General features: G+C 73.1%; 11 protein-coding genes and 1 pseudogene. 4 read left to right on the top strand and 8 right to left on the bottom strand.

Annotated features, from left to right (window positions below):
* Nucleotides 1-85: 85 nt before the first annotated feature.
* Both AB0D99_RS21410 and AB0D99_RS21405 read left to right on the top strand, forming a co-directional pair.
* The gene (locus AB0D99_RS21410) at nt 86-1,468 is read left to right on the top strand and encodes a cytochrome P450 (RefSeq protein WP_362364240.1); all 1,383 of its coding nucleotides are present in this window, start codon (nt 86-88) and stop codon (nt 1,466-1,468) included.
* 14 nt (nt 1,469-1,482) lie between these two features.
* Nucleotides 1,483-2,625 carry a winged helix DNA-binding domain-containing protein gene (locus tag AB0D99_RS21405; RefSeq protein ID WP_362364237.1) on the top strand — a complete coding sequence of 381 codons (1,143 nt, stop codon included), beginning with the start codon at nt 1,483-1,485 and terminating at the stop codon, nt 2,623-2,625.
* Between the two features lie 57 nt (nt 2,626-2,682).
* Here the strand turns inward: AB0D99_RS21405 and atzF are convergent, their stop codons facing one another.
* The 4 genes from atzF to AB0D99_RS21385 all read right to left on the bottom strand — a co-directional run bounded on the left by atzF (nt 2,683) and on the right by AB0D99_RS21385 (nt 9,658).
* Nucleotides 2,683-4,344, bottom strand: a complete 1,662-nt coding sequence (gene atzF / locus AB0D99_RS21400) for an allophanate hydrolase (protein ID WP_362364234.1) — start codon at nt 4,342-4,344, stop codon at nt 2,683-2,685.
* Nucleotides 4,345-4,428: 84 nt separating this feature from the next.
* Nucleotides 4,429-8,208, bottom strand: coding sequence for a biotin carboxylase N-terminal domain-containing protein (locus AB0D99_RS21395; RefSeq protein ID WP_362364231.1), 3,780 nt, complete (start codon nt 8,206-8,208; stop codon nt 4,429-4,431).
* The gene (locus tag AB0D99_RS21390) at nt 8,205-8,804 is read right to left on the bottom strand and encodes an urea amidolyase associated protein UAAP2 (RefSeq protein WP_362364228.1); all 600 of its coding nucleotides are present in this window, start codon (nt 8,802-8,804) and stop codon (nt 8,205-8,207) included. The genes AB0D99_RS21395 and AB0D99_RS21390 overlap by 4 nt, the downstream gene beginning before the upstream one ends.
* Nucleotides 8,801-9,658, bottom strand: coding sequence for an urea amidolyase associated protein UAAP1 (locus tag AB0D99_RS21385; protein WP_362364225.1), 858 nt, complete (start codon nt 9,656-9,658; stop codon nt 8,801-8,803). Before AB0D99_RS21385 ends, AB0D99_RS21390 begins: the two co-directional genes overlap by 4 nt.
* A 155-nt stretch (nt 9,659-9,813) precedes the next feature.
* Between AB0D99_RS21385 and AB0D99_RS21380 the strand changes: the two genes are divergently transcribed.
* Entirely contained in the window at nt 9,814-10,428 is a 615-nt protein-coding gene (locus tag AB0D99_RS21380) for a TetR/AcrR family transcriptional regulator (protein ID WP_362364222.1), read from the top strand.
* A gap of 85 nt (nt 10,429-10,513) precedes the next feature.
* Here AB0D99_RS21380 and AB0D99_RS21375 read toward each other — a convergent pair.
* The 4 genes and pseudogenes from AB0D99_RS21375 to AB0D99_RS21360 form a co-directional block, all read right to left on the bottom strand.
* Nucleotides 10,514-11,437, bottom strand: a pseudogene (locus AB0D99_RS21375) (ADP-ribosylglycohydrolase family protein).
* Between the two features lie 4 nt (nt 11,438-11,441).
* Nucleotides 11,442-12,947, bottom strand: a complete 1,506-nt coding sequence (locus AB0D99_RS21370) for an amino acid permease (protein WP_362364219.1) — start codon at nt 12,945-12,947, stop codon at nt 11,442-11,444.
* A 101-nt stretch (nt 12,948-13,048) separates the two neighbouring features.
* Nucleotides 13,049-13,480 (bottom strand): ABA4-like family protein, encoded by a 432-nt coding sequence (locus AB0D99_RS21365; RefSeq protein WP_362364216.1) that lies wholly within the window; start codon nt 13,478-13,480, stop codon nt 13,049-13,051.
* Nucleotides 13,477-14,379 (bottom strand): hypothetical protein, encoded by a 903-nt coding sequence (locus AB0D99_RS21360; protein WP_362364340.1) that lies wholly within the window; start codon nt 14,377-14,379, stop codon nt 13,477-13,479. The genes AB0D99_RS21365 and AB0D99_RS21360 overlap by 4 nt, the downstream gene beginning before the upstream one ends.
* 177 nt (nt 14,380-14,556) lie before the next feature.
* On the opposite strand from AB0D99_RS21360, the gene AB0D99_RS21355 reads away from it, so the two are divergent.
* Nucleotides 14,557-15,189 (top strand): MerR family transcriptional regulator, encoded by a 633-nt coding sequence (locus tag AB0D99_RS21355; protein WP_362364213.1) that lies wholly within the window; start codon nt 14,557-14,559, stop codon nt 15,187-15,189.
* The last annotated feature ends 182 nt before the right edge of the window (nt 15,190-15,371 follow it).

Genomic DNA, 15,371 nt, shown 5'->3' with positions numbered 1-15,371 from the left:
CGTTGTCCACAGGGGTGGCGGAGTGTCAGGGCTCTCCGATTCCATGGACTCACACACCGGGCAACACCGCTGGGAGGGGAACCACGTGACCACGCAAGCCGGTTCGGCCGCCGTCGAGGAGACGGCCGGCGGACATCAGATCGTGCCGGGGCCACGGGGCGTACCACTGCTCGGAAACCTGCCGGAATTCGGCAAGGACCCGCTCGCCTTCTTCGAACGCATGCGAGAACGCGGAGACTTCGTCAGCTGGCGCTTCGGACCGGGCCCCGCCCTCTTCATCGCCCACCCCGACACCATCGGCGAACTCCTCACCGAGATCGAGCGCACCTTCGACCAGCCCGACCTCGGCATCGCCTTCCGCACCCTGCTCGGAAACGGAGTGGTCGTCGCCAAGGGCGCCGACTGGCGCCGCAAGCGCTCCCTCGTCCAGCCCTCCGTCCGCCCCAAGCAGGTGCGGTCCTACGCCACCACCATGGCCGACTGCGCGATCGCCCTCGCCGACCGGTGGACCGACGGACAGCGCGTCGACGTCAAGAAGGAGATGGCCGCCCTCACCCAACTCATCGCGGTCCGCACCATCTTCGGCGTCGACACCGCCGCCGACGCCGAGGCCATCGGCAGCGCCATGGACATCGCCCAGAAGGAGATAGGCGCCGAGTTCAGCGGAATCGGCGCCCTGCTCCCCGACTGGGTACCCACTCCCGGACGCGCCCGCATCAAACGCGCCACCGCCGTCATCGACGCCGAGGTCTCCCGCGTCGTCGCCCGCCACCGCGACGGCGACACCGAGCGTCCCGACCTGCTCAGCCGACTCCTCGCCGCCCAGGACGAGACCGGCGCCCACCTCTCCGACCAGGAGATCCGCGACGAGACCGTCACCCTCTACATCGGCGGACACGAGACCACGAGCTCGACCCTCGTCTGGGCCTGGCACCTCCTCTCCCACAACCCCCGTGCGCGCCAAGTGCTCGCCGAGGAACTCGACCGCGTCCTCGGCGACCGCGAACCCGGCTTCGACGACTACGCGCGGCTCACCTACACCCAAGCCGTCGTGAAGGAGACCCTGCGGCTCTACCCGACCATCTGGCTCCTCACCGGCATCGCCAAGGAGGGCGCGACACTCGGCGGCATGGTGATACCTCCCGGGACCCGGGTATGGAGCAGCCAATGGGCCACCCACCGGGACGGCCGCTGGTTCACCGACCCCGACGAGTTCCGTCCGGAACGCTGGGACACGGCCGAGGGCGCGGAAGCCGAGCACATACCCGAATACGCCTGGTTCCCGTTCGGCGGAGGCCCCCGCGTCTGCCTCGGAACACGGTTCGCCATGGTCGAGGCCGTACTCGTCCTCGCCGTCCTCGCCCGACGGTTCCACCTCGACCTCGACCCCGAGGAGATACGCCCCGTACCCAGCCTGACCCTCCAGCCCGACCGCGAGGTCCTCGCCACGGTCCGCACACGCGACTGAGGAATGATTCCGGCATGAAGATCACGGCGAGGGAACTCAACCGCTCAACACTCGCACGGCAGTTGCTGCTCCGACGCGAGAAGCTCGGCGCGGCCGAAGCCGTACGGCGAGTGGTCGCGCTCCAGGCCCAACAGCCCGCCTCGCCCTACCTCGCCCTCTGGAACAGGACCGCCGCCTTCGATCCGACCGACCTCGACGCCGCCTTCGCCGACGGGACCGTCGTCAAGGCGACACTGATGCGGATCACCCTGCACGCCGTGCACATCGACGACTACCGGCCCTTCCGGGAGGCGGTCCATCCGCTGCTGAGGTCAGGCAGGCTCGGCGACCGGTTCACGGCATCGGGCCTGACCCCGGCGGACGCCGACGTGCTCGTTCCCGAACTGCTGGCCTTCGCCGACCGGCCCCGGGGCAACGCGGAGTACGAGGCATGGCTGGAGCAAAGGGTGGGCACCGCACCCAAATCCGGCGCCTGGTGGGGGCTGCGGCACTACACACCGCTGCTCCACGCGCCCACGGCCGCGCCGTGGTCGTTCGGGGAGCGCCCCGCCTACATCGCCCCGCCCGACCCGCCGGCGCCGCCGGGGCCGGAGGCATCGGACGCGGCCCTACGGACCATGGTCCTGCGCTATCTCGAAGGGTTCGGGCCCGCGTCGGTGGCGGACATCGCGCAGTTCGGGCTGGTCCAGCGGGCCAGGGTCAGGAAGGCGCTGGGAGTGCTCATCGACGAGCTCGACCGGTACGAAGGGCCGGACGGCGAGGAACTGTTCGACGTCCCGGGCGGGGCGCGCCCGGACGAGGACACGGCCGCGCCGCCACGGCTGATGGCCATGTGGGACAGCACGCTGCTGGCCTACGCCGACCGTGGGCGGGTCATCCCGCACGAGTACCGCACGGAGGTGATCCGCAGAAACGGGGACGTGCTGCCGACCCTGCTGGTCGACGGCCACGTCGCCGGGGTGTGGCGCCCGGTCCCAGGAGGGATCGAGGCGACCGCGTTCCACGGCCTGCCGGACCGGGTCTGGGAGGAGCTGGCGGAGGAGGCCCGCTCGCTGGCGGCCCTCCTCTCCGACCGCGAACCGGAGGTATATCGCCGCTACGGCCACTGGTGGAACAAACTGCCCACCGCCGCGTCCAGGCTGCTGCCCGCCGGCTGAGGCGACGCGGCCCGCCGCTCCGGGGCGCGCCGACCCGGAACAGCGGCCCGTAAGCGACTAGCGGCCCGGGCCCGCGGACCGGTAGGCGCGCCAGCCGCCGTACGAGGTGATGTCCTCGGCACCCTCGACGGCCGCCGGCTCGCACAGGAAGCCGGGGGCCGAACCGTCGGACAGCTCCACACGGCCGATCGCCATCGGCCGCGGGAGGGAAGCCACCAGGGCGCCCAGGCCCTCGGCCGGCAGCTCCCACACCTCGGCCTCGACGGCGGCGCCGTCGGCGCCGGACGTGCGGACCAGACCCGGTTTGGGAGGCGAGGTGTCCAGAGCGTACAGGCGGTAGACAGGGGCGGTGGTCGTGGTGCGGACGAATCGGCCGCCGAGCGCCAGGAGTTGGGGGTTGAGCGGCTGGCCCGTCAGATGGGCTCCGACGACGGCGAGTTCGATGGAGGGGGTGAGACGCCGGGCGATCGAGAGCAGCCGGTGCTCGGTGTGGGGCCGTCCGATCAGCATCACACCGAACGGCAGGCCGCCGACCGTGCCCGCGGGCACGGCGAGAGCGCATTGGCCGAACAGGTTGGTCGAGTTGGTGAACCTTCCGAGGCGGGCGTTGGCACCCAAGGGGTCGGCCGCGACCTCGGCGAGCGTGGGGTGTCCGGGGGTCACCGGCAGGACCAGCGCGTCGGTGTCGCCGAGGGCGGACTCGGCGCGTGCGGACAGCCGGGCGAGACGGGCACGGTCCGAGAAGAGACGGTGGGCGGGGATCTCACCCGCCCGGGAGATGATCCCCGCGACGGTGGGATCCAGATCGGGGGACTGCTTGGCGAGATGTTCGTCGACGAAGGCACCGACGGCGGTGTACCGCTCGGCGACGAAGGCCCCGTCGTACAGGAGCGCGGCGGCCCGCAGGAAGGGACTGATGTCGATCGTGGTGAGCTCGGCACCGGAGGCGGCGAGACGGTCGACGGCCCGGGAGTAGGCGGCCCGCCAGCCGTCGTCGAGGTCACCGAGGGCGGCGGGATCCGCGACGGCGATCCGCGGCGGGCCCGGCCGGCGCGGGCCCCCAGGAGGGTCCGCCGACCGCGCGGCGAGATACCCGAGCGCGGTCTCGGCCTCGGCGAGCGTACGGGCGAAGACGCTGACGCAGTCCAGGCTCGCGCAGGCCGGCACCACGCCGTCGGTGGAGACCAGGCCCGGGGTGGGCTTGAGCCCGACGATTCCGTTGAACGCGGCGGGCACGCGACCCGAGCCCGCGGTGTCCGTACCGAGGGCGAGGTCGGCGATGCCGAGAGCGACGGCGACGGCCGAGCCCGAGCTGGAGCCGCCGCTCACCCGCTCGGGGGAGTGGGCGTGGCGGACGGCGCCGTAGGGAGAGCGGGTGCCCACGAGGCCGGTGGCGAACTGGTCGAGGTTGGTCGTACCCAGGACGACCGCCCCTGCCGCCCTGAGCGCGGCGACGGCCGGAGCGTCGCGCTCGGGGAGGTAGGCGTACGAGGGGCAGGCGGCCGTCGTGGGAAGGCCGGCCACGTCGATGTTGCCCTTGACGGCGAGGGTCCACCCGGCCAGGGGAAGCCGCTCACCGGCGGCGACCCGGGCATCGAGCGACCGGGCCTCGGCCTCGACCTCGGCACGGGGCCGCAGGTCGATCCAGATCTCGGGCCGGTCGACGGCCTCGATGCGGTCGTAGGCGGCCCGCGACCGGGCCAGGGCGTTGTCGGCCATGGGACTCCTTGGGGGTGGGGAAGGGGGCACGGGGTGGGGAGGGGGAGGGGGGAGGGGCCCCCGGAGGAGGCGAGGGCCGTGGGGTCAGCCGGGATGCGGCGTGAGGATCAGGAGCGGGGTGCCCGCCTCCACCTGGGCGCCGGGGCGGGTGAGGACCTGGGTGATCGTTGCCGCGCGGGGAGAGGGCACGCGGGACTCCATCTTCATGGCCTCCAGGGTGAGGAGCGGCTGGCCGGCGGTGACGCGGTCGCCCTCGGCGACGTTCAGCTGCCAGACCGAGGCGGTGAACTCGGCCTCGATCAGCTCGCAGCCCGCGGGCACGGTCACCACCGCGGGGTCGGCGGGCGGGCCGCCGACGGCGTCGGCGCGGGCGAACTCGCCCGCCGCCTCCCAGGCGTCGCGTTCCGCGCCGAACGCGGCAGCCTGACGGGCGCGGAAGTCGGCGATGGAGTCGGCTTGCTCGTCGAGGAAGCGACGGTACTCGGCCAGGGAGAAGGTGCCCTCCTCGATGCGCGGGGCGAACCGGCCGGCCGCCATGTCGGCCCGCAGGTCGAGGAGTTCGTCCGCCCCGACGGGGTACCACCGGATCCGGTCGAAGAAGCGCAGCAGCCACGGCCGTCCCGGCTCGAAGGCGCCGCGTTGCTGCCAGCCCGACCAGACCTGGGTGGTCCGGCCGACGAACTGGTAGCCGCCCGGCCCCTCCATGCCGTACACGCAGAGGTAGGCGCCCCCGATGCCGACCGAGTTCTCCGCCGTCCAGGTCCGGGCCGGGTTGTACTTGGTCGTCACCAGTCGGTGCCGTGGATCCAGCGGGGTCGCGACGGGCGCGCCCAGATAGACGTCACCGAGTCCCAGCACCAGGTACTCGGCGTCGAAGACCGTCCGGTGGACGTCGTCGACGGAGTCCAGGCCGTTGACGCGCCGGATGAACTCGATGTTCCACGGGCACCACGGGGCGTCGTCGCGTACCCCCGCCATGTAGCGGGCGATCGCCTCCCGTGTCGCGGGGTCGTCCCACGACAGCGGCAGATGGACCGTCCGCGACGGCACGGTGAGCTCCTCCGTCGGGGGCAGCGACGCCTCGATCTCGCCCACCGCGGCGAGCAGTTCGGACTGTGCGAGGACGCTCGGGTCGATCTGGATCTGGAGGGAGCGGATGCCCGGGGTGAGGTCCGTGACGCCGGGGAGACGAGCCCGGTCCACCGCCTCCATCAGCGCGTGCACCCGCATCCGCAGCGCCAGATCCAGCTGCATCGGGCCGAACTCCACCAACAGATTGTCGTCGCCGCTGCGCCGGTAGGTGACATCGCCGCGCCGCGCGAGGATCCCGCCGTCCACGATCTCCGGCCGGGGGACGGGCGTTCCGTCCGCTCCGACCGCCACCGGTGCGAAGCGCACGGTGTCCCCGGGGCGCAGCTGGCCGAGCTTCCAGCGTTCGGCGCGGACGACCGTGGCCGGGCAGACGAATCCGCCCAGCGACGGCCCGTCGGGGCCGAGGACGACCGGCATGTCGCCGGTGTAGTCGACCGCGCCCACCGAGTACGGCGTGTCGTGGATGTTGGAGGGGTGCAGGCCGGCCTCGCCGCCGTCCTGCCGCGCCCAGCGCGGCTTGGGGCCCACGAGCCGTACGCCGGTGCGCGCCGAGTTGAAGTGGACCGACCAGTCGGCCGCGTAGAAGTCGCGGATGTCGTCCTCGGTGAAGAACTCCGGTGCGGCGTGCGGCCCTTCGGCCACGCCGATGTGCCAGGTGGTGCCGATGGCGGGGCGGTCGGCCGGGGGGACGGGCGCCATGGCCCTGGCGAGCGTGGCATCGGCACCCGGGCGGTGCGTCGGGGACGTGCTCGGGATCGTCCTCGTCCCACGACCGGTTCGTACGCCGGACGCCGCCTCTGTCAGGGTGGGGCCGCCGTCCCCGGGCGCCGGCGCCGTGGCGTCGGCGTACGCGCCGGTGCCGGCCGCCGCTTCCATGACCGTTCGGTCGTCGGGGAGCGCACCCCCCGGGCACAGTGCGCGGCTGTTATGGAGCGGATCGTCGGGGTGTCGCGCACGGTCGTCGTGGAGCACGTCCCCGGGGCGTAGTGCGCGGCCGCCGTGGCCGCCGAAGCCGCCGAGGGTGAAGGTGGACGCGCTGCCGAGGAAGTCGGGCACGTCGAGGCCGCCCGCCACGAGCACGTAGGTCCGCAGGCCCGCTCCTTCCGGCGCGTCGACCGTCAGTGTGCCGCCCGCCGGGACGGTGAACGGCTCCCACAGCGGGACCGGCGTGCCGTCGACGGTGACGGCGGCGGGCGCGCCGGTGACGCAGACCGTCGTGGCGTGGGTGAACCGCAACGACGGTCCTCGCAGGGTGCATTCGAGGCCCGGCGCGCCTTCGGGGTTGCCGAGGGCCAGATTGCCGAGGCGGAAGGAGCGGTCGTCCATGGGGCCCGACGGGGGGACGCCGACCTGCCAGTGGCCGGTCCGGCCCGGCCAGTCCTGGACGGTGGTGAGGGTGCCGGGGGAGACGACCTCGATCCGGGGGGTCGGGTCGGTGACACCGGCGAGGGCCGCGGTGGAGTGGGTCGCGTCGAGGAAGCGTGTGTCCGCCAGAGCGGCTCTGACCAGCCCGAGGTTGGTCTCGATGCCGTCGACCCGGGTCGCCGCCACCGCCGCGTCGAGCCGCCGCAGCGCCTCGGCGCGGTCGGGGCCGTGTGCCACGATCTTGGCGAGCATGGGGTCGTACGCCGTGGTCACCTCCGTACCCGTCTCGATCCATCCGTCGACCCGGACGCCGGCCGGGAACGTGACGCGGGTGAGGCGTCCGGCGCTGGGGCGGTGGTCGCGGGCCGGGTCCTCGGCGTAGACGCGTGCCTCGACGGCGTGGCCGCGGGGGGTGCCGGGTTCCTCGACGACGGACGTGTCGCCCTGGGCGAGGCGGAGCATCCACGCGACGAGGTCGACGCCGTAGATCTCCTCGGTCACCGGGTGCTCGACCTGGAGGCGGGTGTTGACCTCCAGGAAGTACGCCTCCTCGCGGGCCGCGTCGTAGACGAACTCGACGGTGCCGGCGGAGCGGTAGCCGACGGAGGCGCAGAGTTCGCGGGCGGAGGTGGCGAGGCGTGCGCGGACGTGGTCCGGGAGTCCGGGGGCCGGGGCCTCCTCGACGACCTTCTGGTTGCGGCGCTGGAGGGAGCAGTCCCGGTCGCCGAGGGTGACGACCCGGCCGTGTCCGTCGCCGAACACCTGGACCTCCACGTGCCGGGCGTGTTCGACGAGGCGTTCCAGGAAGACGCCGGCGGAGGCGAAGGAGGCTGTGGCGACGCGCTGGACCTGGTCCCAGGCGTCGGCGAGGTCCTGGGGTCCGTGGACGGCGCGCATGCCGATGCCGCCGCCGCCTCCGGTCGCCTTGAGCATCACGGGGTAGCCGATGGTCCCGGCCGCGGCGAGGGCGGCGGGGAGGTCGGGCAGGAGGCCGGTGCCGGGGGCGAGCGGGACCCCGGCGGCCTCGGCGGCGGCGCGGGCGGTGTGCTTGGCGCCGAAGAGTTCGAGCTGGTCGGGGGTGGGGCCGACGAAGACGATGCCGGCGGCGGCGCAGCGCCGGGCGAAGTCGGCGTCCTCGGAGAGGAATCCGTAGCCGGGGTGGATGGCGCCGGCGCCGGTGTCCTTCGCGGCGCGCAGCACGAGGTCGGGGTCGAGGTACGACTCCTTGGCGGGCGCCGGGCCGAGTCGTACGGCTTCGTCGGCGAGCCGGACGTGGGGAGCGGAGCGGTCGGGGTCGGAGAAGACGGCGACGGTGCGCAGCCCCAGGCGGCGGGCGGTCCTGATGATCCGGACGGCGATCTCGCCGCGGTTGGCGACGAGGAGGGTGTCGAAGCCGGTGGCGGTCATGCGGCGGTTCCGTCCGTGATGGTGAGGTCGACGGGGGTCGGCTCGAAGCCGTTGCAGGGGTTGTTGATCTGGGGGCAGTTGGAGACGAGGACGAGGACGTCGGTCTCGGCGCGCAGGACGACCTTGAGGCCGGGGGCGGAGAGGCCGTCGACGATGCCGAGGGTGCCGTCCTTCTCGACGGGGACGTTCATGTACCAGTTGATGTTCGAGACGAGGTCGCGTTTGGTGAGGCCGTGGCGGGCGCCCTCGGCGAGGAAGTTGTCGACGCAGGCGTGCTGGGACCAGGTGTGGTGGCCGTAGCGGAGGGTGTTGGACTCCTTGGAGCAGGCGCCGCCGAGGGTGTCGTGGCGGCCGCAGGTGTCGTCGACGACGGTCATCAGCGGGGTGTGTTCGTTCGACATGAGCACGCTGCCGGTGGTGAGGAAGATCCCGTTCGCGGCCTGGAGGGTGTCGGGAGCGCTGTACCGGACGGCGGTGTCGTGGGCGTCGTAGACGAGGAAGTCGACGGCCTGGTTGCCGTGGAGGTCGGTGAGGGTGAGGTACTGGCCGGCGCGGACGGTGGCCGACCAGGCGGCGCGGGCGGGGACGACGGTCATGACGGGTCCTTCGCGGCGAGGAGTTCTGCGGTGTTGAGGAAGGCGCGGTGGCCTTCTGGTGTGGCGTCCCAGAGGGGGTCGCCCGGCCGGGTCGGTGCGGCTCGCCAGGCCAGGACTTCCAGGGGGGTGCTGGTGTAGGCGGGGCGTGGGTCGAGGGGGTGGGGGACGTTGGCGATGAGGACGGTCAGGTCCTGCTCGGCGCGCAGGGTGACGGAGCCGCCGGGGCCGGCGGAGCCGGTGAAGTGGAGGGTGCCGTCGCCGTCGCCGTCGCCGTGGTCGCCGGAGCGGACCTCCACGCCCTGGAAGAAGGAGAGGGAGGGCGGGAGGTCGCGGGCGTCGAGGCCGTTCTTGAGGGCGGCGAGGGTGAGGAGTTCACGGCCGGCGGGGGTGGCGGAGTGTGCGGCTCCGTCTCCGTACCGTCGGGTGTTCCGTACGAGGGTGGAGGTGCCGCAGAGGGTGTCGTGGCGGCCGTCGGTGGTGTCGGCGACGAGGGTGGCGAGGACGCGGCCCTGGTCGGAGAGGAGCAGCCGGCCGGTGCGGAGGTAGGCGTTCCACTGGACTTTGACGGTGTCGGCGACGTTGAGGCGTTCCCAGGGGCGGGCCTGGGAGTGGAGCAGCAGGTGGGCGCAGGCGTCGCCCTGGAGGTCGGTGAGGCGGATCTCGGTGCCGCGGGCGACCGGCCTGTGGGTGTAGCCGCCGCCCGCGACGGTCTCGGCCCAGACGAGGTGGCCGGCGGCGCAGGGCGGGTCCGGCCAGTCGGTGGCGGGGACGACGGGCATGGTCGCGGTACGGGTGCCGTGCTGGGCGCGGGCGTGGGCGCGGGCGCCGTGGGGGGTGTCGGTTCCGGTTCCCATGGGGTCGGCCTCCATTTCTGTCAGGTGACAGAAATTAGGGCGGGGGAGGGTCGGGGGCATTGCCCGTCGGTTGCGCGGGAGTTACCGAGTGCTCACCGCCGTCGGAGCGGATTCGGGGCCGGGGATGCGCTGTGGGGCTGTGCGAGGATCGACGTATGAGCAGCACGAGCGGCAGGAGGGTCGGGCGGCCGAGGGCCGCGCAGCGGCCGGACAGCGGACTGTCGCCACGGGAAGAACTCCTGCTCGCGGCAGCCGAGTTGTTCACGACCAAGGGGTATGCGGCGACGACGACGCGGGCGGTCGCGGAGCGGGCCGGAATGCGGCAGGCCACGATGTACCACTACGTCGGCGGCAAGGAGGATCTGCTCGCCGAACTCCTGGAGTCCACGGTCACGCCGTCGCTGGCCGTGGCGCGGTCGCTGCTCGCGGACGACGCGCGGCCGGCCGAGGAGCGGTTGTGGGAGCTGTGCCGCTCGGACGTGGAGCTGCTCTGCGGGGGCCCGCACAACCTGGGCGTGCTGTACGTCCTGCCGGAGGTGCGGAGCTCGGAGCGGTTCGCGGGGTTCCACCGGGTGCGGGAGGACCTGAAGGACGCGTACGGGCAGCTGGTGGCGGCGACGCGGGTGGGGGCGGGTCTCGACAAGGAGGAGCTGGAGGTCCGGACGGACCTGGTCTTCGGGCTGATCGAGGGCGTGATCCTCGTGGGGCGCGCGGGTGAGGGCTTCCCGTCGGCGGTGGCGGACGCGGCACTGAGGATCGTCGGCGTCTGACACGGCCCCCGAGTCCTCCGTATGGCACGGCTCCGTCGCACGGGGCCCTCGCGGGAGTTCAGCCCGTGGCCGCGGGGTGGCGTGTTCAGGCGGCGAGGGCCGTCGCCAGGGTGACGAGATCGTGGGCGCGCAGGACGCGGCCCTGGCCCGGGAGGGGCACGTGCAACGGGGCCGTCCAGCGCGCGGGGATGGCGTCCGGGCCGTGGACCGCGCCCGACAGCATGCCGGTGACCGCGGCCACCGTGTCCGTGTCGCCGCCCAGGTCGATCGCCGCCGCCATCGACTCCTCGAAACAGTCCGTGGTCCGCAGGGCCCAGACCGCGGAGCCCAGGCAGGGCCACACCGCCCCGTTGAACTCGGTCGCGTCGTCCGGATGCCAGTCCGGGGCCAGGACGGTCGCCCAGCGCTCGCGGTGGGCGGGTGCCACGGCGGCGAGCGCCGCGGGCACGGCGGGGAGTGGGTCCTCGCCGAGGAGGGCGACACGGACGAGCTCGTGCAGGATCGCCGTACCCTCTCACGCGGCGGCGTCGCCGTGGGTGAGGGCCGCGATGCGGCGGGCCGCGTTCATCGTGGCCTCGCGGCCCGCCGGGGCGAAGTACACGGCGGAGGTGGAGGCCCGCATCAGCGAACCGTTGCCCGCGGCACGCCTGTTGAGCTGGAAGTGGAGTGCGGCGGCCATGTCCCAGGGATAGCCGGTGGTGAGGACGTCCTCGGTCTGCAGGCCGATGTCCTTCGGCCCCGACGCCGCCCAGTGCCGGAAGCGGTCGAAGACGTCCGGCAGGTCGAGACCGTCCCGGTCGAGGAGGGACTCCCCGACGAGGACGGCCATCTGCGTGTCGTCGGTGGCCTCGCCCGGGTCCCAGCCGCCGCCCCCGCACATCTCGCCCACGCCGTCCGGGAACCGGCCCCGGAAGACGCCCGGCGACCCGAACTCGAAGGGCGCGCCCAGGGCGTCCCCCACGGCGGAGCCGAGGACGGCACCGACGGCACGTGTGGTGGTGGCGGGCATGGCGTCAGCCCAGGCGGCGCCGCACCAGGCGGTACGCCGCCCCCAGGGCCACCGTCGCGCCCACGAAGAGGAGGGAGAACCACTGGAAGTACCAGTGACCGCCCGTCGGGTCGTAGACCTCGGCGCGGGGCCAGGCCAGGTTGACGGTCATGAAGAGGCCGTAGGCCAGGGCCAGGGCGTTCACGGGGAGGCCCCAGCGGCCCAGGGAGAAGGCCGGACGGCCCGTCTCGTCCGTGGTGGGCGGAGGGGGCCAGTCGCCTCGGAGGCGGCGCAGGAGCATCGGGCCGGTGACCATCGCGTACGCCAGGTAGACCATCACGATGCAGGTGGTGCCGATGGCCAGGAGCGCCTCGGGGGAGAGGAAGTTGAGGAGCAGCAGCAGTGCGGCGAGGACGCCGACGACCACCGCGGCCGTCGCCGGCATGCCCGTGCGGCGCGGGACCTTCGACAGGGCGGCCGAGCAGGGGAGTTGCCGGTCGCGGGCCATCGAGTAGAGCATCCGGGTCGCCGAGGTCTGGATCGCCAGGGTCGCCGCGCAGATCGCGACCACCACGTCCGCCAGCAGGATCTTGCCCATGCCGTCCCCGAGCGTGCTGGTGAGGACGTAGGAGAGTCCTTCCGTGCCCAGTCGGCCGTCGACGAGGCTCGGGGCGGCGAGCAGGCCGCCGAGCAGGAGCAGACCGCCGCAGACGCCCGAGGTCGTCAGGGCCGAGAAGGTCGTGCGGGGCGCGGTCCGCTTGGGGTCGATCGTCTCCTCGCTCATCTCGCTGGCGCTCTCGAAGCCGATGAGGACGTACGCCGCCGTGAACGCGCCCACGAGCAGCGCCCCCGCCCCCGCGCCGCCCGTGTCGAGCACGATCGACGGCTCCCGTTCGGCGTGGGTGAGGAGCAGGGTGACGATCAGGCCGACGCCGATGATCTCGGCCGTGACGCCGATGGTGTTGACCACGGTCAGGACCCGGTTGTCGAGCACGTTGACGACGGTGGTCAGCGTGAGCAGGGCGAGGCCGAGTAGCGCCGCGTTGGCCGCGCCGCTCGCCGAGACCGGGGACGGGTCGTCGCCCACGAGCTGGAAGCCGGGCCAGATCGCCGGCAGCACGGCCTGGAGCGCCAGGGCCGCCGCCCCCACGACCACGACCCGGCCGATGACCATGATCCACCCCGCGTACCAGCCGAACGCGGGGCCGCTGAGCCTGGTCGACCACTGGTAGACGGCGCCCGCGATCGGGTAGCGGGCGGCGAGTTCGGCGAAGCAGGCGGCGACGAGGAGCTGGCCGGCGAGCACGGCCGGCCAGGTCCAGAAGAAGGCCGGACCTCCGAAGGAGTAGCCGAGCGCGAAGAACTGGAACACGGTCGTCAGCACCGAGATGAACGAGAATCCCGCGGCGAAGGACGCGTACCGGCCCATCCGGCGGCGGAGCTCCTGCTGGTAGCCGAAGCCCGCCAGCTCTCCGGCGCCGGACGGAACGGTACGCACCTCGCTGGTTCCACCGGGCGCGGTGGCGGTCATGGCAGCCCCTGTCACGTCGCAGATACCTGTCGGGTGACAGAAATTAGGGACGGGCTGTTTCGGCCGCGTCACGCCGCCGTGTCCGGGTGGGGCCGAACTCCTCACGCGGGTACGGGAACCGGCTTCCTCGTCGCGCGGACGGCGAGGAAGACCAGCAGCCCGAAGGGGGACAGCAGGATCGTCAGGATCAGCAACGGGCCCATCAGCAGGGGCGAGAGACCCAGCCGGCGTGCCTCCCGGTACATCCACTGGCCGAGCAGCAGGTCCCAGGCGATGACCTGCGCCCAGACCGCTCCGGCTCCGTTCGCCAGTGCGGTGAGGTCCCGGAAGGTGTCGAGATCGGGGTTGCTGACGGCGGTCCACAGTTCCGGGAGGACCGGGAGTGCCAGGGCGAGATGGACGGCGAGGACGGGGACGACCGTGAGCGGTGATGCCGCGAGCCGCTCCGTGACCCGCCGACCCGGCGCGAAGATCATCAGTAGCCAGACCGGCGCCGCGAGGAAGAAGGAGAGCTCGAAGAGGAAGCCGGTCATGAGGTGAACTCCTTGGCGGTGGCATCGGTGTCGACGCGGGCCGGGGCGCGCAGGGCCGCCCATGTCGCCGCCGTGCCGACGAGCGCGAGCGCGCCGGCCGCGGCGAGCGTCGTGCCGTCGGGATCCAGCAGCGCCTGACCGCGCAGCGCCTGCCAGGTGACGAGGGCGAACGCCGCCGCGTACGTCCCCGACACGACCAGCGTCAGCCGCAGCCGCACCCGCTCGTCACGCAGCCGGGCGATCCGCGGCGCGAGCGCCACCAGGGCGAGCAGCAGGAGCGGGATCACCTGCAGGGCGTGCATCCCGAAGAAATGGGCGACGCGCAGATCCCCGCCGGTCGTGGCCCAGCCGGTCACGGGCATCGAGGGGCCGCCGTCCGGGACGCCGACGCTGTGCGCGCCGATGATCGCCGCGTCGTCCCCGGCCGCCAGCTGCTCGGGGGTCGGCTGCGCCATCAGGAAGCCGATCGCGGCTCCCGCGAGGGCGATCAGTGAGCCGAGCCGTACGGCCCAGGCGGTGGCGCGGTCCAGGATGCGGGCGCGCAGCAGCAGGACGGCGATGACCAGGGCGGCCAGCCACAGGACGACGACCGTGAGGCCCATCGCCCGGAACACGGCGGCGTCGAAGGCGGTCTCGTTGTTGAAGTGGCTCTGCCTGCCGCGGATCACCTGGGTCGTGATCAGCGCCATCTCGACAGCGCAGGCCGCGGCCAGGACGGTGCCCGCCCACCAGCCGACGCGACGGGCGCGGGGCAGCAGGGTGAGCATCCACGCGAGCGTCATGCAGTACGCGACGAACGAGACCGCGAACTTGAACGGCTTCGTCCAGATCGGGACGCCGACCAGGATCCGCTCGTCGAGGACCAGTCCGCCGGCCGAGACCAGCGCGAGTAACGCCATCGAGGCGGAGAACCAGACGAGCGGGCGGTGCAGGTCGCGGACCCGCGGAAGAGGAGAGGACATGGGTACCCCCGTGAGATATAGATAGTGGCACTTACCGCTATCTGATAGCGCCACTATCTATGATGGGGGGATCGGCTGGCAAGGCCGGGGCCGGATCGGGAAGGTGAACGCGGAGTGCGCATCGGAGAGTTGAGCCGTAGGACCGGGGTGTCGGTGCCGACGATCAAGTACTACGTACGGGAAGGGCTGTTGCCGGCCGGGCAGTTGACGAGCCCGAACCAGGCGACGTACGACGAGGGTCACGAGCGGCGCCTGCGGCTGATCCGCGCGCTGCTGGACGTCGGGGGGCTCTCGGTCGCGGGGATCCGTGAGGTGATCGCGGCGGTCGAGGACCCGGACCGCTCGGTGCACAAGCTGCTCGGCGCGGCCGCGGACCGGGTGGTGCCGCGCTACACGGACGAGCCGGGGGAGGGCGTCGTCGACGCCCGGAAGAGCGTGGCGGAGCTGATCGCGCGGCGCGGCTGGCGCGTGCATGCGGGCAATCCGGCGGCGGACGCGCTCGCGACGGCCCTGGCGGCGCTGGACACGCTGGGGCACGCGGACTTCGGGGAGGTGCTCGACGCGTACGCGGAGGCGGCGGAGCGGGTGGCGCGAGCGGACCTGGAGTACGTGGCGCGCAACGTGGAGCGGGAGGACCTGGTGGAGAGCGTGGTGGTGGGGACGGTGCTGGGGGACGCGGTGTTCGGCGCGATGCGCCGGCTCGCGCACGTCGACGCGTCCGGGCGGGTCTTCGGCTTCGAGGAGTAGCCGATCCCCTCGCGGAGGGGCTCGGCCGGAGGTGGGGGCCGGGCCCGGGCCTCGCCCCACTCTGGGGCCGGGCCCTGGCCCTCGCCCCACTCTGGGGTCGGCCCCGGCCCTCGCCCCTACCCGGGGGTCGGCCCCGGCCCTCGCCCCTACCCGGGGGTCGGCCCCGGCCCTCGCCCCCACCC

The organism is Streptomyces sp. NPDC047971 (genome assembly GCF_040653355.1).
In the GTDB taxonomy this organism is placed as follows: Bacteria; Actinomycetota; Actinomycetes; order Streptomycetales; family Streptomycetaceae; genus Streptomyces.
Note: the sequence above shows the minus strand (reverse complement) of the source record. Positions and strands in the feature narration are given on the sequence as shown.